Annotated in this window: 16 protein-coding genes; 7 read left to right on the forward strand and 9 right to left on the reverse strand. The window is 43.3% G+C overall.

Annotated features, from left to right (window positions below; translation table 11 throughout):
* Positions 1-44: 44 nt before the first annotated feature.
* Both HLH14_RS11925 and HLH14_RS11930 read right to left on the reverse strand, forming a co-directional pair.
* Entirely contained in the window at positions 45-3,191 is a 3,147-nt protein-coding gene (locus HLH14_RS11925; RefSeq protein ID WP_086193982.1) for an efflux RND transporter permease subunit, read from the reverse strand.
* Between the two features lie 8 nt (positions 3,192-3,199).
* Positions 3,200-4,306 (reverse strand): efflux RND transporter periplasmic adaptor subunit, encoded by a 1,107-nt coding sequence (locus tag HLH14_RS11930; protein ID WP_086193970.1) that lies wholly within the window; start codon positions 4,304-4,306, stop codon positions 3,200-3,202.
* Positions 4,307-4,452: 146 nt separating this feature from the next.
* Here HLH14_RS11930 and HLH14_RS11935 point away from each other — a divergent pair, with 146 nt between their 5' ends.
* The 4 genes from HLH14_RS11935 to HLH14_RS11950 all read left to right on the forward strand — a co-directional run bounded on the left by HLH14_RS11935 (position 4,453) and on the right by HLH14_RS11950 (position 10,532).
* Positions 4,453-5,076 (forward strand): TetR/AcrR family transcriptional regulator, encoded by a 624-nt coding sequence (locus HLH14_RS11935; RefSeq protein ID WP_086193983.1) that lies wholly within the window; start codon positions 4,453-4,455, stop codon positions 5,074-5,076.
* Between the two features lie 161 nt (positions 5,077-5,237).
* Positions 5,238-7,922, forward strand: a complete 2,685-nt coding sequence (gene ppc, locus HLH14_RS11940) for a phosphoenolpyruvate carboxylase (RefSeq protein ID WP_086193984.1) — start codon at positions 5,238-5,240, stop codon at positions 7,920-7,922.
* Between the two features lie 301 nt (positions 7,923-8,223).
* Positions 8,224-9,525 carry a solute carrier family 23 protein gene (locus HLH14_RS11945; RefSeq protein ID WP_086193971.1) on the forward strand — a complete coding sequence of 434 codons (1,302 nt, stop codon included), beginning with the start codon at positions 8,224-8,226 and terminating at the stop codon, positions 9,523-9,525.
* Between the two features lie 104 nt (positions 9,526-9,629).
* Positions 9,630-10,532, forward strand: coding sequence for a LysR family transcriptional regulator (locus HLH14_RS11950; RefSeq protein ID WP_086193972.1), 903 nt, complete (start codon positions 9,630-9,632; stop codon positions 10,530-10,532).
* Between the two features lie 35 nt (positions 10,533-10,567).
* Here the strand turns inward: HLH14_RS11950 and HLH14_RS11955 are convergent, their stop codons facing one another.
* Positions 10,568-11,305: a sulfite exporter TauE/SafE family protein gene (locus HLH14_RS11955; protein ID WP_171533141.1), complete on the reverse strand. Its 738-nt coding sequence runs from the start codon at positions 11,303-11,305 to the stop codon at positions 10,568-10,570.
* A 501-nt stretch (positions 11,306-11,806) separates the two neighbouring features.
* On the opposite strand from HLH14_RS11955, the gene HLH14_RS11960 reads away from it, so the two are divergent.
* Positions 11,807-12,298, forward strand: coding sequence for a peptidoglycan amidohydrolase family protein (locus tag HLH14_RS11960; RefSeq protein WP_086193974.1), 492 nt, complete (start codon positions 11,807-11,809; stop codon positions 12,296-12,298).
* A gap of 78 nt (positions 12,299-12,376) precedes the next feature.
* Here HLH14_RS11960 and HLH14_RS11965 read toward each other — a convergent pair whose 3' ends face one another.
* The 4 genes from HLH14_RS11965 to ilvD (HLH14_RS11980) all read right to left on the reverse strand — a co-directional run bounded on the left by HLH14_RS11965 (position 12,377) and on the right by ilvD (HLH14_RS11980) (position 17,929).
* Positions 12,377-12,664 carry a chorismate mutase gene (locus HLH14_RS11965; protein WP_067725683.1) on the reverse strand — a complete coding sequence of 96 codons (288 nt, stop codon included), beginning with the start codon at positions 12,662-12,664 and terminating at the stop codon, positions 12,377-12,379.
* Positions 12,645-13,955, reverse strand: coding sequence for a hypothetical protein (locus HLH14_RS11970; RefSeq protein ID WP_086193975.1), 1,311 nt, complete (start codon positions 13,953-13,955; stop codon positions 12,645-12,647). Before HLH14_RS11970 ends, HLH14_RS11965 begins: the two co-directional genes overlap by 20 nt.
* 70 nt (positions 13,956-14,025) lie before the next feature.
* Positions 14,026-15,711, reverse strand: coding sequence for a dihydroxy-acid dehydratase (gene ilvD / locus HLH14_RS11975; protein WP_086193976.1), 1,686 nt, complete (start codon positions 15,709-15,711; stop codon positions 14,026-14,028).
* A gap of 388 nt (positions 15,712-16,099) precedes the next feature.
* Positions 16,100-17,929 carry a dihydroxy-acid dehydratase gene (gene ilvD, locus HLH14_RS11980; protein ID WP_086193977.1) on the reverse strand — a complete coding sequence of 610 codons (1,830 nt, stop codon included), beginning with the start codon at positions 17,927-17,929 and terminating at the stop codon, positions 16,100-16,102.
* Positions 17,930-18,357: 428 nt separating this feature from the next.
* On the opposite strand from ilvD (HLH14_RS11980), the gene fmt reads away from it, so the two are divergent.
* Positions 18,358-19,317, forward strand: coding sequence for a methionyl-tRNA formyltransferase (gene fmt, locus HLH14_RS11985; protein WP_086193985.1), 960 nt, complete (start codon positions 18,358-18,360; stop codon positions 19,315-19,317).
* Entirely contained in the window at positions 19,317-20,624 is a 1,308-nt protein-coding gene (gene rsmB / locus HLH14_RS11990) for a 16S rRNA (cytosine(967)-C(5))-methyltransferase RsmB (RefSeq protein WP_086193978.1), read from the forward strand. Before fmt ends, rsmB begins: the two co-directional genes overlap by 1 nt.
* A gap of 204 nt (positions 20,625-20,828) precedes the next feature.
* Here rsmB and HLH14_RS11995 read toward each other — a convergent pair whose 3' ends face one another.
* Both HLH14_RS11995 and HLH14_RS12000 read right to left on the reverse strand, forming a co-directional pair.
* Complete coding sequence (locus tag HLH14_RS11995) at positions 20,829-20,972, reverse strand: methionine/alanine import family NSS transporter small subunit (protein WP_067725673.1); 144 nt, start codon at positions 20,970-20,972, stop codon at positions 20,829-20,831.
* Between the two features lie 10 nt (positions 20,973-20,982).
* Entirely contained in the window at positions 20,983-22,461 is a 1,479-nt protein-coding gene (locus HLH14_RS12000) for a sodium-dependent transporter (RefSeq protein WP_086193986.1), read from the reverse strand.
* Positions 22,462-22,881: the final 420 nt, after the last annotated feature.

The following is a 22,881-nucleotide window of genomic DNA, read 5'->3' on the forward strand; positions in this document are numbered from 1 at the left end:
ATATTGAAATTTTCAATATTTCGCACCTGGTTATTGTCAAAAAATTATGTGCTTTGCTTATTTTTTTTAACTTTAAAGCATTGTGCATACAATGCAGGTAAAAAGAACAGCGTCAGCAGGGTTGCAACAATCAATCCGCCCATAATGGCAACCGCCATCGGACCAAAGAAAATACTGCGCGATAAAGGAATCATCGCCAGTACCGCAGCCAATGCCGTCAACACAATCGGACGACAACGGCGCGTGGTTGCATCAACAATCGCAGACCATGGATCATGTCCCTCTTGAATATCCTGTTCAATCTGATCAATCAAAATTAAAGAATTTCGCATGATCATGCCGGAAAGTGCAATCGTGCCTAACATCGCCACAAAACCAAAAGGTTTATTGAACAATAACAGGAATAACACCACCCCGATCAAACCCAACGGTGCCGTTAACAAGACAATGAACGCACGTGACATGCTCTTGAGCTGAATCATCAATAACGTCATCACCACCGCCAAGAAAAATGGCATACCGGCATTCACCGAGTTTTGTCCGCGTGCCGACTCTTCCACGGTTCCGCCCACTTCAACCAGATAACCACTTGGCAATTCAGCACGCAGTTTATCCATTTTTTCAGCCAGTTCACCGACCACAGTTGCCGGCTGTAATTTACTGCGAATATCGGCGCGCACGGTAATAGTCGGTAAACGGTTACGATGCCAAATCAGACCATCTTCAAAGTCATATTCAATTTTTGCAATTTGCGCCAGCGGAACGGAACCCCCATTTGCTGTGGGTACTGCCAGACTGGATAAGGCCTCAACATTAATCCGTTCAGCCTGATCACCACGCAGACGAATTTCAATCAATTCACGTTTTTCACGATATTGATGAATGGTTGCACCACTAATGGAGCTATTTAAGAAATTGGCTAAATCCAAGCTCGACACCCCCATTTGGCGGGCACGGTCCTGGTCGATATTTAAATGAATGACTTTGCTTGGCTCGCCCCAGTCCAAATGCACATTGCTGGTATTGGAATTATCACCGATTACAGCAGCAACTTTATGCGCCCACTGACGGACCAAATGCAAGTCTTCACCTGAAATACGATACTGCAATGGATAGCCAACTGGCGGACCATTTTCTAATAGCGATACGCGGGTACGAACATCCGGCAACAATTTACGAATTTCCTGATCTAAAGATTGACGAATTTCATCACGATCATCTAAGGATGAAGCCAAAACCACAAACTGGGCAAAACTGGCCTGTGGCAATTGCTGATCCAGTGGCAAATAAAAACGGGTTGAACCTGTGCCGACATAGGCCACATAGTTATCAATGCCCTCTTTGGTCGATAAGAGTTTTTCGACTTTTTTCACCGCATTTTCAGTTGAAGTGAGCGATGCCCCTTCTTCCAGTTTCAAATCCACCAAAATTTCGGCACGGTTGGAGGGTGGGAAAAACTGTTGCGGCACCAGTTTAAACATCAATACCGACAACACAAAAATCCCCACCGTGGCTGCAATCACCGTTTTACGATAGGTCAGGCAAGTATCCACCCAATTTCTAAATTTTTGATAAAATTTGGTCTGGTACGGATCATGATGTTCACCGGCATGATGCTGTATTGGTTGAGGTTCAGGTTGCTTACGCAAACGTGCCCAAAGACGCTGATACCATGGCGCTTTTTGTGGCAGATTTTCAAAGTCCGGCAGCAGTTTATCGCCCAAATACGGCACAAAAAGAACTGCCGCAAACCATGACACAATCAGCGCAATGGTTACCACCTGAAAAATGGAACGCGTATATTCACCGGTACTGGATGCTGCGGTTGCAATCGGCAAGAAACCTGCTGCGGTAATTAAAGTCCCTGTCAGCATGGGGAAAGCGGTGGTCTTCCAGGTAAAGCCCGCAGCCTCAAGCCGGCTATAGCCCTGCTCCATTTTGATCGCCATCATCTCGACGGCAATAATGGCATCATCGACCAATAAACCCAGTGCTAAAATAAGTGCACCCAATGAAATTTTATGCAGCCCAACATCGAATAAATTCATCCCGGCAAAAGTCATCGCCAATACTAAGGGAATCGAAAATGCCACCACCAGTCCGGTACGGAAGCCGAGTGAGAAGAAGCTAACCAGTAAAACGATAATCACCGCTTCAGCCAACACTTTCATGAATTCATTAACGCTGTGTTTCACCGCCACCGGTTGATCGGAAACCTTTTGCAGCTGCATGCCTAAAGGCAAAGACTTTTGTAAACGGGAAAACTCGGTTTCGAGGTTTTTACCTAAAGCCAGAATATCTCCACCTTTACGCATCGAGACCGCAATGCCAATCCCGTTTTCACCCATAAAGCGCATACGCGGTTGAGCCGGCTCGCTAAAGCCACGATAGACTTCTGCGACATCGCCCAGTTGAATGGTCTTGCCTGCCACCAAGAGTGGTATTTGTTTTAATTCTTCAACATTTTGCAGCTGACCGCTGACCCGCATCTGAATACGGTCAGTGCCCGTTTCAAAGAACCCGGCACTGGCCACGGTATTTTGTTGTTGCAGGGCTTGCTGAATAGCCGTGACCGGAATACCGAGTTGAGTTGCTTTGGTATTGGAGAGTTCAATCCAGATTTTCTGGTCTTGCAAGCCCACCAGATTGACCTTGCCGACATCTTTCACCCGTTGCAATTGCAGTTGTAAGCGGTCGGCATATTCTTTCAACACCCCATAGTCAAAATCGTTGCCGGTCAGGACATAAATATTGCCGAAGGTATCGCCAAACTCATCGTTAAAGAACGGCCCTTGTACACCACTGGGTAATTGCTGTTTGATATCCCCAACTTTTTTGCGGACCTGATACCACACATCGGGAATTTGACTTGAGCGTAACGAATCTTTAGCCACAAAAGTCACCATCGATTCACCCGGACGTGAAAACGCCATGATGCGTTCATAGTTGCCGGTGCTCATCAGTTCTTTTTCAATACGATCGGTGACCTGTAAGGAAACCTCTTCAGCAGTTGCACCCGGCCAATAGGTTTGAATCACCATCACCTTAAAGGTAAACGGTGGATCTTCACTTTGTGCCAGTTTGGAGTATGAGACGATTCCGACAATGCCTAACAGCAGCATAAAATAAAGGATTAAGCCTTTATTTTTCAGTGCCCATTCCGACAGGTTATAACGTGATTCAGACTTCATGTCTTGTTTCATGAGGGTGCTCCTGCCTGAATTTTCACGGCACGGTTTTCACGGTCAATCGGCTGGATTTTTTGTTTTTCACGCAATAAATGCACACCGCCAATCACCACATAATCTTGCGGATTCAAGCCGGACAATACCGGTACGCTGTCACGACCATAAGCACCTAAGGTCACAAAGACTTTCTGAATGGTCTGATCCGGTTTCACCACCCAAACATAGGCATGTTGATCATTGGCAGAGACACTGGATAAAGGCACGCTTAATACATTGTTTTGGGTGTTGTTAAAAAATACCCGCGCACTTTGCCCCAGTTGAATCGCAGCATTGCCTTCACGTAATGCAACCTTCACGCTAAAAGTACGGGACTGATCGGCTGCGGGTGAAATTTCACGAACATAGGCTGCAAATTTATCTTCTGGTTTAGACCACAAGGTTACCCATGCGGTTTGACCGACTTTAATCTCGGAAATCGCTTGTTCAGGAACCCCAATCACCACTTCACGATCACCGGCAATCGCCATTTGATAGGCTGCTTGTCCTGCAGCAACCACCTGCCCCACTTCAATATTACGCGCAGTAATCACGCCATTTTTATTCGCCACCAACTGGTTATAACCGGTTTGGTTACGGCTGACGTCATAATTGGATTGCGCCTGTTTTAAGTTCGAGAGCGCTGCTTTATATTGGTTTTCAACCGCATCATATTGCGAGCGGCTGACCGCATTCATGGGGAGTAACTGCTTAAAGCGTTTCAGTTCATCTTCGGCATTTTTTGCTGCAGATTGCGCACTTTCCAGTTGAGCATTGGCCGCATTCAGTTGTAGCTGTGCATCTTTCACATCCAGTTTGGCCAGCACTTGACCGACTTTGACCTGATCACCGACATCGACATAACGTTCGATAATTTGCCCCCCAACCCGGAATGCCAAAGCCGTCTGCTGACGTGCCTGTACATCACCGGCATAACTTTTCTGCTCGTTATGGGTGCTATTCGGTTGAGTCACCATGACAAAGGGGACTTGTTCTGTTTCGGTTGCATCCGTGCTGCATCCCCATAAGGTCACACTGCAAACGATGATCATGCTGACAACTGCGGTCTTAATTATGCTCATGAAATTCGCTCTTATTTAAAAATGTTTTTTAGGGCAAAATAACGAGTATCTTAAATTGTCTATTTTTTAATTAATATACTCACTGGTACATTAATTAGAACTCATCGGTCAAAGCAATGACCTTTTTGATTTTTTTGGAAAAAATTGTGCAAATAAATGTCGGTCGCCCGAAGGACTTGGAAAAACGTCAGCAAATTTTAAATGCGGCAAGAAATCTATTTTTAAAATGTGGTTATCATGGTTCCAGCATGAATCAGATTGCGCAAGAAGCAGGCGTGACCAAACTGACGGTCTATAATCACTTTCAGGATAAAGCCAATTTATTTGTCTGTGCCATTGCGGTGACCTGCGAGGAACTGATCAGCGCGCGTCCATTGAATTTGCAGCCCGACAGTGATTTTCATCATGCATTCGTGCATGCCTGCGAGCTGGCGCTCAATATCACCAACTTGCCTGAAGCCATTAAACTGGAACGGTTATTGGTGGAACTGGCGGCTGCACAAAATCCATTGGCACAAAAGTTTTATGAGGCTTCGCACCTGCGCATGAATGCTGTGTGGGAAAACTTCTTTCAACAAGCGATTGATCTGGGTTTTATTCAAGCTGAAGAATTAAGAACGCTGACGATGCTGATCGTGTCTTTGCTGTTTGGCATGCGCCATCATGAAGTCCTGCTCGGCGTTCGGGATGTTCCTACTGCTGAAGAAAAACAGCAAATTATCTTGAGTAGCATCGAATTGTTTATGCTGAAATATCAAAAAACTACTTAAAACGATCATTTAAAAAATCGCCCTTCATTTTCCGAAAAGCTCAACTGGCAGATCAATTGCTATTTTTAGCAGCAACAGATTACATACTTTTGTCTGCCCCCTACTTGGAATGTCATCGAATCGGGGTATATTCAAAAGAGAAGCCTAGGAGAATGAAAAAAATGATTCAACAAATTGATGCTCCACTGCGTGAGGACGTACGCTTACTTGGGAACTTACTGGGAGAGACCCTCAAGGAACATGCAGGACAAGATTTGTTTAATCAGGTCGAACAAATTCGTGCCCTGTCTAAAGGTGCACGTGATGGTCAGGTTGAAGCAGAAAAACAACTCGAACAACTTTTTTTAAGTCTGGAAGATGAGGAAATTCTCCCCCTGACACGTGCATTTACCCATTTTCTGAATTTTGCCAATATTGCCGAACAATACAATGTGGTTCGTAGCCGTCGTAAGAGTGAATTTGATGAAAATGCCCCTTCACCGAATCCGCTCGATCATCTGTTCCAAAAATTTAAAGAGCATGAAATTTCATCAGACACCTTATTCAAGCAAATCTGTGAACTGAAAATTGAATTGGTGCTCACGGCACATCCGACAGAAGTCAGCCGGCGTACCCTGATTCAAAAATATGACGATATTAATGATTGCCTATTTAAGGCAGATCAACAAAAACTGACGCCACGTGAACGTAAAGCGGTACTCGAAGAACTCAAACAATTGATTTGTTCAGCCTGGCAAACCGATGAAATTCGTCAGCACCGCCCAACCCCGGTCGATGAAGCGAAATGGGGCTTTACCACCATTGAACAAACCCTATGGAATGCAGTACCGAAGTTCGTTCGTGAACTGGATGAAATGGTGGAAGAGCACTGCGGTCAGCGTTTACCTTTAAGTATTGCACCAGTTCGTTTTGCTTCATGGATGGGCGGTGACCGCGACGGTAACCCGAATGTTACGCATAACATTACCCAAGAAGTGCTTTGGCTCTCACGCTGGAAAGCGGCTGATTTGTACCTGCGTGATATTGAAGACTTGCGTTGGGAATTGTCGATTCAGAACGCAAGTAATGAATTGATGCAGGCGCTGGGACATTCACATCCCGAACCATACCGTGAATATCTGCGTGATACTCGTGAGCGTCTAAAAGCAACCCGTCACTGGCTGGCTCAAAAATTACAAGGACAAGAGGCCGACGACAGTCTGGTGATTAAAAGCAAAGATGAATTATTACAGCCGTTGTTACTTTGCTACCGTTCACTGATTGCCTGCAACTTGCCTGAAATTGCCAATGGCAAACTGCTCGACTTTATTCATCGCGTGAACTGTTTTGGCATTGAATTGCTAAAACTGGATATTCGTCAGGAATCAGGTCGTCATCGCCAAGCCATTTCAGCCATTACTGAATATTTAGGTTTGGGCAATTTTGAAACCTGGACCGAACAAGCACGTCAAAACTTCCTGTTGCAAGAATTACAAAGCAAACGTCCATTGCTGCCGAAGCATTTAAATGAGCCTAAACAAAGCCTGATTGAACATCCCGATGTACAAGAAGTGTTTGCCACTATGCGCACCTTGGCAGAACAGCCTGAAGAAAGCTTGGGTGCTTATATTATCTCGATGGCTGAATATCCAAGCGATGTATTGGCGGTGTTATTACTACAAAAAGAAGCCGGTATTAAACATCCTTTACGTGTGGTTCCATTATTTGAAACGCTGAAAGATCTGGATGGCGCAGCCGACACCATGAATACCCTGTTCAATATGCATTGGTACAAACAGCATATTCAGGGCAAACATGAAGTGATGATCGGCTATTCGGATTCTGCCAAAGATGCCGGCTTTATGTCTGCCAACTGGGCGCAATACCGGGCGCAAGAAGAACTCACGGCAGTTGCGCAAAAGCATGCTGTGCAACTTACCCTGTTCCATGGTCGTGGTGGTTCGATCAGCCGTGGTGGTGCACCCACTCAGCAAGCTTTATTTTCACAACCACCGGGTTCTATTTCAGGTGCAATTCGTGTCACTGAACAAGGTGAAATGATTCGCTTTAAGTTTGGTCTGGAAGGTATCGCACTTCAAAATTTAGAGATTTATACCGCAGCTACTTTGGAAGCAACCTTGTTGCCACCGCCAGTGCCTAAAGATGAATGGCGTCAGTTGATGCATACCATGACCGATTTATCGGTACAGGTCTATCGTGAAACGGTGCGCGAGAATCCGCATTTTGTAAAATACTTACGTACTGTCACTCCAGAACTTGAATTGCAGATGTTGCCACTCGGTTCACGCCCAGCGAAACGTAAAGTCAGCGGGGGCATTGAATCCTTACGTGCCATTCCGTGGGTGTTTGCATGGACCCAAATTCGCTTGATGCTTCCGGCTTGGCTTGGTACAGGTGCTGCGATTAATCAAGTGATTGATCAAGGTCAAAAAGCCTTGCTCGATGAAATGTTGCAGCAATGGCCTTATTTCCAGACCCTGATTGATATGCTGGAAATGGTGTTGTCTAAAGCAGACAGTCATGTGGCTTTATATTATGAATCGCATTTAACCGATGATGAAGATTTAAAAATCTTGGGTGAACAACTGCGCCAACGCTTAAAAGATGCGGTACAAACGCTACTGGCTTTAAAAGGTGAATCGCAACTGCTCAGCAGTAACGAGGTACTGGATCAGTCCATGAAAGTGCGTAAACCGTATTTACTGCCACTGCATTTATTACAGGCCGAGCTGATGAAACGTCGTCGTCGCTATTTAGCGGAATGTCAGGCCGAACATACCCCAGTCGATCACGCCTTGATGGTCAGTATTGCCGGAATTGCCGCAGGTTTACGTAATACTGGTTAAGCATTTCATCTGCACCGCAAAGCACATCTTCAGGATGTGCTTTTTTATTGCTCACCTATTAGCAGAAAATATCATATTGTTTATAAGTAAAATAAGTATCAGTTATGAATAATGGGCTGGCTCAATTACTCTATTAATGCGCTGATTTAACGCTAATTTTACAATAATAAAACTTTTACCATCCGGTAAAAAAACAAGAAAAGTCAGTACATTAATTTGAACAAAAATATTGTTAAAGAGATTAAATCTTCTAAAAAACAAGAGTATGATGTGCACAATTTATCTTTTGAGCGCTCATTTTATGTCCAGCTGGTTTCCCAAATGGCGTCCTTATTCAGGTCAAATCGATGCACGTCCAGTCGGTACCAATGAGTATCTCCCTCCTGCTCAAAGTGTGGTCTTAGGTGTACAACATGCTTTTGCCATGTTTGGGGCAACGGTTCTTGCACCTTTTTTAATGGGTTTTGATCCGAATCTGGCCATTTTAATGTCGGGTATTTGTACCATTCTGTTTTTTCTAATCACAGGTGGTCGCGTACCGAGTTATTTAGGTTCAAGTTTTGCTTTTATTGGGGTGGTGATTGCCGCTACCGGTTATGCCGCGTCTGGTACAGGTGCACCAAATGCCAATTTAGCCGTAGCTGCTGGCGGCATCATGGCCTGTGGTGTGCTGTATGCCATTTTTGGCTTTATTGTCATGGCGACCGGCACCAATTGGATTGAAAAACTGATGCCTCCAGTCGTCACCGGTGCTGTGGTGATGATTATCGGTTTAAATCTTGCACCCGTTACGGTGAAAGGTGTGGCAGGCAATGACTTTAACATGTGGATGTCACTGGTGACCGTGCTGTGTATGGGCTCGATTGCCGTATTCACCAAAGGTTTATTGCAACGTCTCTTGTTATTGGTGGGTTTATTACTGGCTTACCTGACGTATTACATTGTTTCCAATGTGATGGGTTACGGCACAGCAATTAACTTTACCCCGATTCAACAGGCAGACTGGTTTGGTGTCCCAACTTTCCATTCGCCTGTATTTGATATCAATGCCATGCTCATCATTGCCCCGATTGCTTTGATTCTGGTGGCAGAAAACCTGGGTCATATTAAAGCTGTGGGCGCAATGACCGGTGAAAACCTCGACCCGCATATTGGTAAAGCCTTTATTGCAGATGGTATTGCCACCACATTATCTGGTGGTGTCGGAGGGCCGGGGATGACCACATATGGCGAAAACATTGGCGTGATGGCAGTGACCCGTGTCTATTCCACCATCATCTTTGTATTTGCCGGTGTATTTGCCGTGTTCTTAGGTTTATCTCCTAAGTTTGGTGCAATTATTCACACCATTCCGACTGCAATTTTAACTGGTGCGTCTATTGTTGTATTCGGTTTGATCACCATTGCCGGTGCGAAAATCTGGATTGAAAACAAAGTTGATTTCTCTAAAAACAAAAACCTGATGGTGGCTGCGGTGACCATTATTTTAGGAACGGGTGACTTTGCGCTGCAATTCGGTAACTTTAACCTCGGTGGTATTGGTACCGCTACATTTGCAGCACTGATTCTCAACTGGTTCTTTAGCTTAGGCGATAAATCATAAATATAAATACACATTTTTAGGCAGCCGCAAGGCTGCTTTTTTTATGTCAGATATTTAAAAAATTTTAGTATGATGAGGTGAATTACACTTAGATGACACCCTCTATGCGACTGGACTTTTTTGATCTACAGCTGTTCTTAAATATTGTGGACACAGGCAGTTTAACCAAAGGTGCAGAACGCTCTTCTATTTCCCTGCAAGCCGCCAGTGAACGGATTAAAAAAATAGAACAACAGTTTGCAGTACCTCTATTTACCCGGCATGCTGTTGGGGTCAAACTGACCATCGCGGGGCAAGCTTTTGCAGAGCAGGCACAGTTGCTCATCCAGCAAAGCAGGCAATTGCAGCAGGTCATGGCACCTTTTTCCGAAGGCTTAAATTCGCAAATGACGCTCTGGTGTAACTCGTCGGCACAAAGTGAATATCTCCCCCTACTCCTTCCGCAATATCTGGTCGAAAACCCCAATATACAGATTGATTTAAAAGAAGCTGAAACGAACGATATTATTCAGGCACTGGAAAAAGGCACGGCACAATTGGGCTTAATTTCGAGCTTTTTTAATTCTGATCATTTACAAACGCTGGAATTTTCCGATGATCCTTTAGTGCTGATTTGCCCGATGAATCACGAACTAAAAGACAAATCCGAACTAAAATTAGTGGATATCCTGAATTATCCCTTTGTCGGTTTAATGCAATATCATTCCCTGCAACAATCCATTGAAACGCAGGCAAAATTACTCGGCTGTGCAATTCAATACCGTTTACGCTTACCCAATTTTGCAGCGATTGCACAAGTGGTTGCCAATGGGGTCGGTATTGCGATTATGCCGAAACGCGCTGCCATTCGTTTAAAGACAGTTTATGCATTTCATCACATTGAATTAACAGGAGACTGGGCGAACCGTAAACTGTTATTGGCCGCTAAAAACTTTGATCAATTACCCGTATCCTATCAACATTTCAGTCAGTTTTTACTTTCAAAAACGTCCAAATTATTAATTTAATGTAAGTTATTACTTATCGCTGTTTAAGCACGAATTTAGATGATTCCAAACTGATGCAACAGCATATAGCCACCAAAAACCACCAAGCTACAAAAGAACACTTTACGGAATTTTTGTTCTGGAATGCGATAGCGAATTTTTGTGCCCAACCACATACCAACCAATGCCGGTAGCAACGCAATCAACGACATTTTATAGTCGATGGGAATATCCTCGACTGGATTCTGATGCAAAAAAACTGCAAGGCAAATGGTCGAAGTAGTAAAAGCCAAACCTAATGATTGCACCAGATCATCACGTTTTAAATGTAGCGATTGCAAGTAAGGGACCACCGGGATCACCACCACACCGGTTGCCACCGTCAGCGCACCACCTAGATAGCCAATGATCGGAGATAGCCATTTTTCATGCGGTGCAAGGTTCGGCATATTTTTAGAAAATAGACCGTACAACCCATACAATGCCAGCATTCCACCGAGCAAAGCTTCACTTTGAAATTCACCATGTCCGAGTGTAGGGAAAATGCTCCAGATCGAACCGACAATAATACCGAGCAATAAGGGCCAAAAGCGGCGAACCAATTTGAGTACATGACCTTCTGCAAACAGTTGCCAAAAGTTGGTGACCATCGAGGGAACAATAAGCAAAGTTGCAGCTTGAAATGGGCTGATAAAAATCGTCAACAAGCCCATGGAAACAGCGGGTAAACCTAGGCCAATAGTGCCTTTAATCATGCCGGCAATAGCAAATACTGCAATGACAAACCCAACCATGCTCAGCACTCTCCAAATCGTAGCGCTATGCTAAATGAATCGGGAAAGTTGAAAAATCATTGTTTTTTGGAGTTAGCCTCAAGGAAAAATTGAGGCTTTTTGATACTTGAATGTTAAAAACATGGACTATAAATATGACAAAATGTTAAGTTTTGATTGTTAATTGATCAATTAATTGCATGTTTACATAAAAATTACATCAATTAATAACATATTGTTAAGCTTATCTTAACTGTATGATTTATGAGCTATCTTGTGTTTGTTTTCTGGCCTGCTCGTAGCAATTTTAGCGCTTTTTTCGCCCCATATTTTCTTTTTTGAAGAGCAAAACGGGTGGATTTTCGAACAAAATCACTTTAAAGTACGCACTCCTGATGAGTAGACGCTATGTAATAACATATCGTTTAAATAACTTTAAGGAAAAAATATTGGTATTTCAGTTCTGAAAAATGCTGTCTATTTTTTTCTAAAAGCAATTGAAGATAAGGTAGAGATTTAAGAATGATTTATGATGCACATCATAGCAATATGATTAATGCTGCAAACCAGAACACTGCAGTGATCTCCCAGAAATATCAAGATAATCAAGCAGGTTTAAGAGCCAAGAATCCACAGAAGAATAAAGGTATCCCTTATCTTGATGTGCGTAAATTCACGCAAAAGTTACATAGTATGTCGTCAGCTTCCAGTACTAAAAAATGTGCACGAAGTATTCGTATTGCACTACAGTCAGCAGGTGCCAGAATTGTGAACCATCCAGTGGCAGCTGCAGATTGGGGAAATACGCTTCAGACGATTGGCTATAAAAAAATCAATCCCTCTTTTAATAATCCGAAAGAAGGCGATATTTATATTATTCATAGAACCCAAAAGCATGTTTATGGTCATATTGCTGCCTATACAGGTCGCCAATGGGTTTCTGATTTCCGCCAAAACAGTCATGCGGTTTATAAGAATGATCAGGTGAACTATACCTATTACCGACTTGTGTAATAGATAGACAGCGCAGTTCGAATAGACACCTTTTAAGGTGTCTTTTTTATAGTATGTTGGGCATTAGACTCAATCAAATTAGGGTCTAATCTCTTTCAACTCGCGTTGAATAAAACGCTGAATCATTTCTCTATATAAGTGTTCAACCAAATCCGGATCGGTTCCCAATTCAACCGCTTGTGCGCGCACTTTGCTAATCACCTGCTCAACACGTTCCGGTGACTGTACATCCTGCACAGTACGTTTAAAGCGTACCGATTGATCAACATAAAATTGACGCGTTGCAATCATTTCGATCAGTGCAGTATCAATGGCATCAATCTTTTCACGGACTTGTTCTAAAGACTCACATTTTTCTTTCTTCATCTTTTCTATCATCATTTTCACTTTTATATTGGTCTTCTAAAACATTACTAAAAATACTTTCAATCATCCAGACCCGATACAAGCTATTAAACACATAACTTTGACCATCGATGCGCAGTTCAAGCACAGGGAAATCAGGCTGTGATTTCATTTCACAGAGTATGTCATTTTCTTTCAGTTTGGCAGTAATATCTTCATGGGTTAATTCATCGATCTCTAAATCACGCTGCATCTGATCGAAATGTGATTTAAACGACATGTCCTTGCCTTTGGTCCATACCGCCTGCAAAATGCTATACATCGCTTCAACACGCTGCTCTTCAGGCACACTATAAAACAATTGTGCCATCTCAAAAGTGGCTTGCTGTGTGGGACGGCAAAACGGGGTAAATGTCACTTCTGTTCGTTTTGAAAGACGAGTCGCCAAACTCCAGTCAAATAGATCGCGTCCATGATAAGAAAGCGGATAGACATTCAGGTGAATATTATAATAGTTCGCCAGTTCTTCTTTAATATAGGCCAACAATAACCAAGAGATTGGATCTTCAAGCGCAATATACAAATCCAGTTCAGGGTCTAGCGCCTGAATTTCATTCAGTTCTTCAGCATCACTAATTAAATGTTCACACCAATCAATATGATTAATCAGGAAGATTGGATTTCCGGTCAGCAATTTTTGTTGTTTTAAACGACGCATCAGGCGAAGCAAATCATCGACCGCATGGTATTTACGCTCGCCAAATTCGAAATAGCTGGCAAGAACTTCATCATCGTTAAAAATACGTTCTGGAAAGTCTTGAGCACTATGATGTCGGCTGGCCATGGCATGTAATGTACGTAATTTTCCATACTGTTTTTGCCACAGCATGTGAAATACATCTTCGAGTAAATAGAGAAAATCTTGGCCGCGTAATGGGGTATTGCGAAGGATGGTTTCTGCTTGTTTTAATGCCTCAGTGGGCGGTTGTTCTGGGGTTTCATGGAAACTAAAGCGATGCTGTTTAGATAGAATTTTGGCATCGTTTAAGCAGTAATTTTGCCACTCAATTGCAGACATATAATTGGGGGGTTCTGCCGTTCGGCTGGAAATAATGACTTTTAAAGGTTTGAGTTCATCACTCAAAATTTCTTCAAGTTCAGGTAACTGCTGCACAGCCAAATAACTGTACACATCATCCAGACGTAAATGGATACTTAAACCCTGTTCCGTAGATAACACCACTTTACGAGTCGGCTTTTGGTAAAACCAACGCGATCGAAGTGGATCAAACCAACGGCGCAACAGTGACATGAGATAAGCCTCGAAAAAAAACCCTTGTAGTGCTACAAGGGTTTATAACAATTTGTTAGGGAATGATCAATTATACATCTAAATTTAGATCCGTAACTGCCCCTTTTTCAGCCCCTGTGGTCAATTTGGCAAACTTCGCCAAAGCTCCATAGGTGTAATTGGGTTTTGGCTTCACCCAAGCGGCTTTACGTGCTGCCATTTCTTCATCGGAAATATGCAATGTCATTTCTCGGGTTTCAGCATTAATGGAAATTTTATCGCCATTTTTGACCAAACCGATGGGACCGCCTTCATAGGCTTCAGGGGTCACATGACCAATCACAAAACCATGACTCCCCCCTGAGAAACGACCATCTGTCAGCAGTGCAACTGATTTACCCAAGCCTTTACCAATAATGGCAGAGGTGGGTTTGAGCATTTCTGGCATACCGGGACCACCTTTCGGTCCTTCGCCACGAATCACCACCACTTCGCCTTCTTGCACTTCACCGTCCAAGATCCCGCGCATCGCACCAATTTCACCTTCGAATACACGTGCCGGCCCTTCAAAATACAGACCTTCCTTACCGGTGATTTTTGCTACTGCACCGGTTGGTGACAAGTTGCCTTTCAATACCACAAGGTGCGAGTCTTTTTTGATCGGCGCATCAAATGGCAGGATGATTTGCTGACCTTCAGGATAATCTTCAACATCCGCCAGATTTTCCGCCAGAGTTTTACCAGTCACAGTTAGGCAAGAACCATCCAGCATACCGGCATCGAGCATACGTTTCATTAAAGGCTGAATACCGCCAATCGCAATCAGTTCAGACATCAGATATTTACCTGATGGACGCACGTCTGCCACCACAGGAATGTCTTGCCCAATACGCACGAAGTCATCCAGTGACAATTCAACGCCTGCAGTATGTGCCATGGCCAATAAATGCAGCACACCATTGGTCGAGCCACCCAGTGCAATCAGCACTTTAATGGAGTTTTCAAATGCCGCCTTGGTCATGATGTCACGCGGTTTAATGTCCAGACGTAACAGGTTCATCACCGCTTCGCCCGCACGCAGACAGTCAATTTTTTTCTCTTCTGAAACCGCTTCTTGTGCAGATGAACCAGGCAAGCTCATGCCGAGTGCTTCAATGGCAGATGCCATCGAGTTTGCAGTGTACATTCCACCACATGAACCTGGACCAGGCAGTGACACTTCTTCAATCTGTTTCACTTGAATTTCGTTGATCTCACCTTTGGCATACTGACCCACGGCTTCAAATACAGAGATCATGTCGGTATGACCCGCGCCCGGTTTAATCGTTCCACCATAAATGAACAGACCCGGACGATTTAAACGCGCAAGTCCCATGATGCAACCCGGCATGTTTTTGTCACAACCCCCAATCGCAATCACGCCATCATAAGCCTGACAGCCGACTACTGCTTCAATCGAATCTGCAATAATTTCACGAGAGACCAGTGAGTATTTCATGCCTTCGGTACCATTGGAAATACCGTCAGAAATAGTAATGGTATTGAAGATAATCCCTTTACCGTTAGCAGCATTGACGCCTTTTTCCACTTCACGTGCCAAACCATCAATGTGCATATTACATGGCGTGACATTGGCCCAAGTCGAAGCAATACCGATAAATGGACGGGTAAAGTCTGCATCTTTAAAACCTGTGGCACGCATCATGGAACGTGCCGGTGCATTTTCAATCCCTTCATAAACCGGTGCGGAATGCTCGCGGATATTATCTTTACTCATTATTTTATTCCTTGACGATGACCGATTTTACGCTTCAGTCTGTAGCAATTTATTCTAAGATCATTGTATAGAATTAAAACTGCGCAATACAGCTTTCAGCTGTTTCTCTAGCATTTGATACATGCCAAAGTTATCTGCAACTGTCCGAGGCAGGACTACAATTAATATTTACTGTTTCTGCGATATAAGTGAAAAATGCTAGTTTCGGACGAGTTTTGCAGATGAAAATGGTTTTGCCTACTTTTGCCAAAACAAAAGTAGGTCGAACCGAAGGTTATAAACTGCAATTAAACAATTTCCTTTAAGACTCCGTCGTGCTGAACGTATAAATCTCAAATAAAAAAAGCACCCCATTTAGAGTGCTTTTTTAATCTGTAAAAATTACAGCTTAGATTTCACGTACCGCGCCTTTCGCCGCACTTGTGGTGTGCATAGCATATGCTTTCAATGCTTTCGAAATTTTACGTGGACGTTCTTCCACTGGATGCCAGCCTTTTTGCTCTTGCACTTCACGGCGCGCAGCCATGGTTGCTTCATCCACAGCCAAGTGAATAGTACGATTTGGAATATCAATTTCGATGATGTCGCCATCTTCAACCAAACCAATTGCACCGCCTTCAGCAGCTTCTGGTGATACGTGACCAATAGAAAGACCTGATGAACCGCCAGAGAAACGACCATCAGTCAATAAGGCACATTCTTTACCTAAACCTTTCGATTTGAGGTAACTGGTTGGATACAGCATTTCCTGCATACCCGGGCCACCACGTGGACCTTCGTAGCGGATCACCACTACATCACCGGCTTTAATGACACCACCTAATACTGCATCTACAGCAGCATCCTGACTTTCAAAGACACGTGCTGTGCCGTTGAATTTCAAAATAGATTCATCGACACCGGCAGTTTTTACGATACAGCCATCCAGCGCGATGTTGCCGTAAAGTACAGCCAAACCACCGTCTTTCGAGAAGGCGTGTTCTGCATTACGGATTACACCGGTTTCACGGTTACCATCTAAAGTTTGATAGTAGCGATCTTGCGAGAATGCTGTTTGCGTTGGTACACCGCCTGGTGCTGAACGGAAGAATTGATACACTTCAGGATCTTCAGTACGAATGATGTCCCATTTATCCAAAGCATCTTTTAAGGTTTTTTCATGAACCGTTGGAACATCAGTGATTAACAGACCTGCGCGATCAAGCTCGCCAAGAATCGACATAATGCCCCCGGCACGATGTACGTCTTCCATATGCACGTCTTGTTTTGCAGGCGCCACTTTGCACAGTACAGGGACTTTACGCGATAAACGATCGATGTCGTCCATAGTAAAGTCAACGCCCGCTTCATTTGCAGCAGCCAGCAAATGCAGAACCGTATTGGTTGAACCACCCATCGCAATATCCAAAGTCATGGCATTTTCATACGATGCTTTGGTGGCAATTGAACGAGGAAGAACGCTGTAATCGTCTTGTTCGTAATGACGTTTAGTAATCTCAACAATCAGTTGACCGGCACGCTCAAACAGCTTTTTACGGTTGGCATGAGTTGCAAGCGTAGAACCGTTACCCGGTAAAGATAAACCTAAGGCTTCAGTCAAACAGTTCATTGAGTTGGCAGTAAACATGCCTGAACATGAACCACAAGTTGGACACGCCGAACGTTCGTATTCAGCAACTTCTTCATCGCTATAGCTATCATCTGCAGCAACAATCATTGCGTCGATCAAATCGATGGCTTTTTCATTGCCACGGATTTTGACTTTACCGGCTTCCATTGGACCGCCAGAAACAAACACCACTGGAATGTTCAGGCGCATTGCCGCCATCAACATTCCCGGGGTAATTTTGTCACAGTTGGAAATACACACCATGGCATCCGCACAGTGGGCGCTGACCATATATTCCACCGAGTCCGCAATCAGGTCACGTGAAGGCAATGAATACAGCATGCCGTCATGACCCATGGCGATCCCATCATCCACGGCAATGGTATTGAATTCTTTGGCTACACCGCCTGACGCTTCAATTTGACGTGCCACAAGCTGACCTAGGTCTTTCAAATGGACGTGACCCGGTACAAACTGAGTGAAAGAGTTGACCACCGCAATAATCGGTTTACCAAAATCTTCATCTTTCATGCCGGTTGCGCGCCATAAGCCACGTGCGCCAGCCATATTTCTTCCATGTGTCGATGTTTTTGAACGATAGTCAGGCATTGTGTATTTCCAACAAAGTTTGTGCTCGAAATGAATTCTAGGATTCACTCTAGCTGATGATACTGATATATAACGCTAAATCAGTCGAAATATAGACCTATCTTACTACAGCTTGTGGTTAAGCAAAGTCCCATAAGCATGATCTTTTACGAGAGAAATCTATTGATCTTTCGACGATTCATATAAAATAAACTGATACTGAAAGCTAATATAACGCCATAACACTGAATTAAATACAAAACTTTCATGAATAATTTTTTAATTTTGCATTACTTTATTTTATTATTAACCCCTCTTAAATAAAGATCCATCTTCGAAAACTTTAGATAAGTATCTTAGTTTCAGTAGCTTGTGAGTTCATGTACACGACCTTAGGTCTCGCTCTGGTTTTGCCTTATAATAAGTTAAGTTTATTTGGAATTTCATGTGTGAAAATCATCTTTGCGGGTACCCCTGAATTTGCAGCTGTCGCTTTAGACGCGCTGTTAAAAACCGACCATGAAATTGTGGCTGTTTATACCCAACCTGACCGCAAAGCAGGTCGCGGGCAAAAACTTCACGCATCCGCAGTCAAACAATTGGCTTTAGAACACAACATTCCGGTTTATCAACCGCTACATTTCAAGTCTTCTACTGATGAAGGTCTGGCAGCGCAACAAGAATTGGCTGCGTTGGGTGCTGATATTATGGTGGTAGCCGCCTATGGCTTGATCTTGCCACAAGTGGTTTTAGACACGCCTAAATATGGCTGTCTCAATATTCATGGCTCTTTATTGCCACGCTGGCGCGGTGCAGCACCGATTCAACGCGCCATTGCCACAGGCGATCGTGAAACCGGCGTCACCATTATGAAAATGGCGGCTGGTCTGGACACCGGTGACATGATGTATAAAACCATCTGCCCAATTGAAGCCACAGATACTTCTGCAACTTTGCATGATAAATTAGCTGAACAAGGTGCAACAGCCATTGCCGCTGTTTTAGAATCAGAACAAACATTACAGCACTATTTAGAAACACGTGAAGTTCAAGATGAAGCTTTGACTGTCTATGCGCACAAATTGTCAAAAGCTGAAGCTCAAATTGACTGGTCAATCGATGCGGTACAAATCGACCGTAATATTCGTGCTTTTAACCCGTGGCCAGTGGCATTTATCGTACTCGATGAAACAAATAACTTACGGGTATGGAATTCCAAGTTATCTGATGCAACTGCGGAAAATGCCCAGGTGGGTGAAATCATTGCGATTGATAAACACGGCGTCCATGTTGCCTGTGCAAATAACACTGTAATCACGCTAACTGCTTTACAATGGCCGGGTGGCAAACCGCTGAATGCCGTACAAATTTTACAAACTCAAAAACTGAATATCGGACAAATTTTATAATGAGACAATCTCCCCACGCCTCTGGTAAGACTTTAAACTTACGTGCTCAGGTTGTTAAAACGTTATTGGCTGTCCAAAATGGTCAATCACTGGCATCTGTGTTAAATCAGCACATGAATATCGTGTCAGATAAAGACCGCGCGTTGTATCACGAATTGGTTCTTGGCTGTCTACGCCAGTGGCACGCACTGAAACAGGTGACTTTACCGCTGCTTTCTGTACCGCTTGAAAATGCCGTGGTTGAAACCTGTTTATATGTCGGTTTATATCAATTGCTGTGTACCCGTGTGGCTGCACATGCTGCAATTTCTGAAACGGTAGAAGCCAGTAAACAACTGGGCATGGAAAGTTTAAGTGGCGTGGTGAATGCCATTTTACGCCGTGCAACACGTGAAACCGAACAGTTCTACGATGTATTGGAAAATGCGTCGAACCTCCCAAGCTGGTTGGCCAAGCGTTTAAAGAAAGATTGGGGCGAGCAATTTGCAGAACTCAGTTACGAGCTTAAACAGGTTGCACCCCTAACTTTACGCGTCAATACCCGCCAAGTCAGCCGTGAAGAATACCTTGACATTCTAGAAGATGAAGGCATCGATGCACATCGTTGTGAACTCTCGGATGTCGGTATTGTACTGGATGAAAGTATTCATGTGCCGAGCCTGCCTGGTTTTGAAGCCGGCGGTTTTTCGGTACAAGATGAACATGCTCAGCTTTGCGCAACTTTAGTGCCTAATCTAGACGGTAAATTTGTCATTGATGCCTGTGCAGCACCTGGTGGTAAAACGGCGCATCTTTTAGAGAAATATCAGCCGAAAAAACTGATTGCACTCGACCAAGATGAAAAACGCTTAAAACGTGTATCTGAAAACCTAGAACGTCTGATTCTCGACGGCAAACACGTAGAAATTATCACAGCAGATGCAGCGAAATGGACTGCGCCTGAACTTGCGGATTGTATCGTACTGGATGCACCATGTTCAGCGATTGGTGTAATCCGTCGCCATCCAGACATTCGTTTACTGCGTCAGTCAGGTGATATTGCCAAAACTGTTGAGTTGCAAAAACAGATTCTTGAAAATATGTGGCAACAGCTGAAAGTCGGTGGCACCTTGCTGTACATCACCTGCTCGATTTTAAAAGCTGAAAATGAACAGCAAATGGTGGATTTTTTCGCCACTCACTCCGATGCACAAGAACAAAAAATTGATGCGAACTGGGGAATTGAACAAATTCACGGTCGCCAATTACTGCCACAAGTGGGTCATGGCGATGGTTTCTTCTATTGCCGTATCCAGAAAACTGCATAACTGATTCAGTTCAAAAAGGTGGCTTTAAGCCACCTTTTTTGTATCTATTTTTTAACTATATGTTTTTTTAAATGACAAATTTAAAAATTACTAAACTGAAGGCTAAGGATGCCATGCTCCATTTCAGAAACAAGAAAGCCATTACCATAAATGATAATGACTTTCATTTTAAGATTTTATCAGTGATGACTAAATGTTTTTGACTTAGAGGGTATGTTGATCTTTGACTTCTTCAAGAACCTCATCCAGCTCTTCAGGGTTTTTCATTAAATGTAGAATCGACAAGGCCAATCCGCCCCACAAGAACACCATCGAGATAATCATCATCACAATTGCTGAAGTATTCATCTTTTCTCTCCTAGCGATCTTTCATTTTGGCTAAAACAAACGCCACTACAGCACAGAAAATGACGCAGCCCCAGCCAAATAACCACTGCAGACTTACACTATAATCACCATAACCTTTTAATAACAAGTTAAAGATGGTCATTCCTAAAGTTACCAGCAAAATCAAAGAGGTAATCACGGTTAAAGTGAAATCCCAGCCTTTGCCCAATTGCACGGTTGAAATGGCATTGACATGATTTCTGATCTCAACCAAAGCCGAACGCTTGAACCACGCAATACTGATAATTGAAATCAATGCTCCGCCGATAATGCCAATGTTATTAATGAAATGGTCAATGATATCGACCAGTTTAATCGAGTTCACACTTGAGAATAGAACAATAGAAACCAGTGCACTACCACCACCGACAATCGTGACTGCTTTTTTACGGCCCCATTTCAGCTTGTCCATCATGGCTGCAATTGGAACTTCCAAAATACTTACCATCGATGAAATACCGGCGACAAATAATGAAGTAAAGAACAAGATCCCGAATAAATCCGCACCTGCACCCAAGCTAGAAATGATTTTAGGGAATGCAATAAATGCCAGTCCAATACCACCACTTACAACGTCTTGCACATTGGTATTTGCGCTATAAGCCATAAAGCCAAGTGCAGCAAAAATACCAATACCGGCTAAAATTTCAGTTGAAGCATTGGCAAAGCCCACGATTAAGCCTGAACCGGTTAAATTGGTTTTTGGCTTTAAATAAGAGGCATAGGTCACCATGATCCCGAAACCCACTGAAAGCGAGAAGAAGGTATGACCATAAGCCGCCAGCCACACTTTATAGTCCATCATCGCAGACCAGTTCGGGGTAAAGAAGGCATTTAAACCCTCTACCGCGCCCGGTAAACGAAGTGATTGAATTACTAAAAGTGTAAATAAAACAAACAATAATGGCATGAAAATCTTGTTGGAAAGCTCAACGCCTTTTTTCACACCCCCATATAAAATGATTAAGGTCAGTGCCCAAATACCGGCCAACGGCCAGAAAATGTGACTGACAAAACGAGGGTCAAAACCTGTGGCATCCGAGGTCTGCAAATAAGTTTTAAAGAAGAAACCTTCTGGGTCACTGCCCCACATCTGACCAATAGAGAAGTAGACATAACTACCTGCCCAAGTCAAAACGCTGGCATAATACAAACCAATGATGATACATACACACACTTGCCACCAGCCGAGGGTTTCACCACCACGGAACAGTTGTCGGTAGGCCTTGGGAGGTGAACTATTACTTTTATGCCCTACCGCATAATCTAGAAATAAAAGTGGCAAACCTGCAGTAATTAAAGCAATAAGATAAGGAATTAAGAATGCACCACCACCATTTTCATAAGCAATGTAGGGAAAGCGCCAAATATTACCTAAACCCACAGCCGATCCAACCGCTGCAATAATAAAGCCCGATCGTGACGTCCAGTTTTCACGAGTATCTGTCATAAAATACCTCAACCTTAGGCATCTTTAGCTGCTGCTTGTTGTTGGGTTATATCGCAAGCAAAAAAAGTACCATTCAAAAAATTAATCTTTTTATGTCTGAAGTTAGTTCTACGCCTTTTGAGCATTCTGTTCTAAATTGCAAACAGGCCGTCATCACAAAATCTTGCTTAAAGTCTTTTGCTTCTTTTTGCCTTTCAATGCTTGAACAATACCCACTTTCTGGGCCTTTTTCTGTAGTTTTTGCGGAGATTATTTAATTTTATAATCTATAAATTATGAATTGATCAAAATATAGCTTATTTAACCCTCTATTTAACGAAGCCAGCTCTTTTTAAAGCGTGAGCTGATTTTTTATTTTGCTTAGATCTGCTTAGTTCAATGGCAATCAGCGTATTTAAATACACTGATTGCCTGAAAATT

Origin of the sequence: Acinetobacter terrae (assembly GCF_013004375.1) — a bacterium.
GTDB lineage: Bacteria > Pseudomonadota > Gammaproteobacteria > Pseudomonadales > Moraxellaceae > Acinetobacter > Acinetobacter terrae.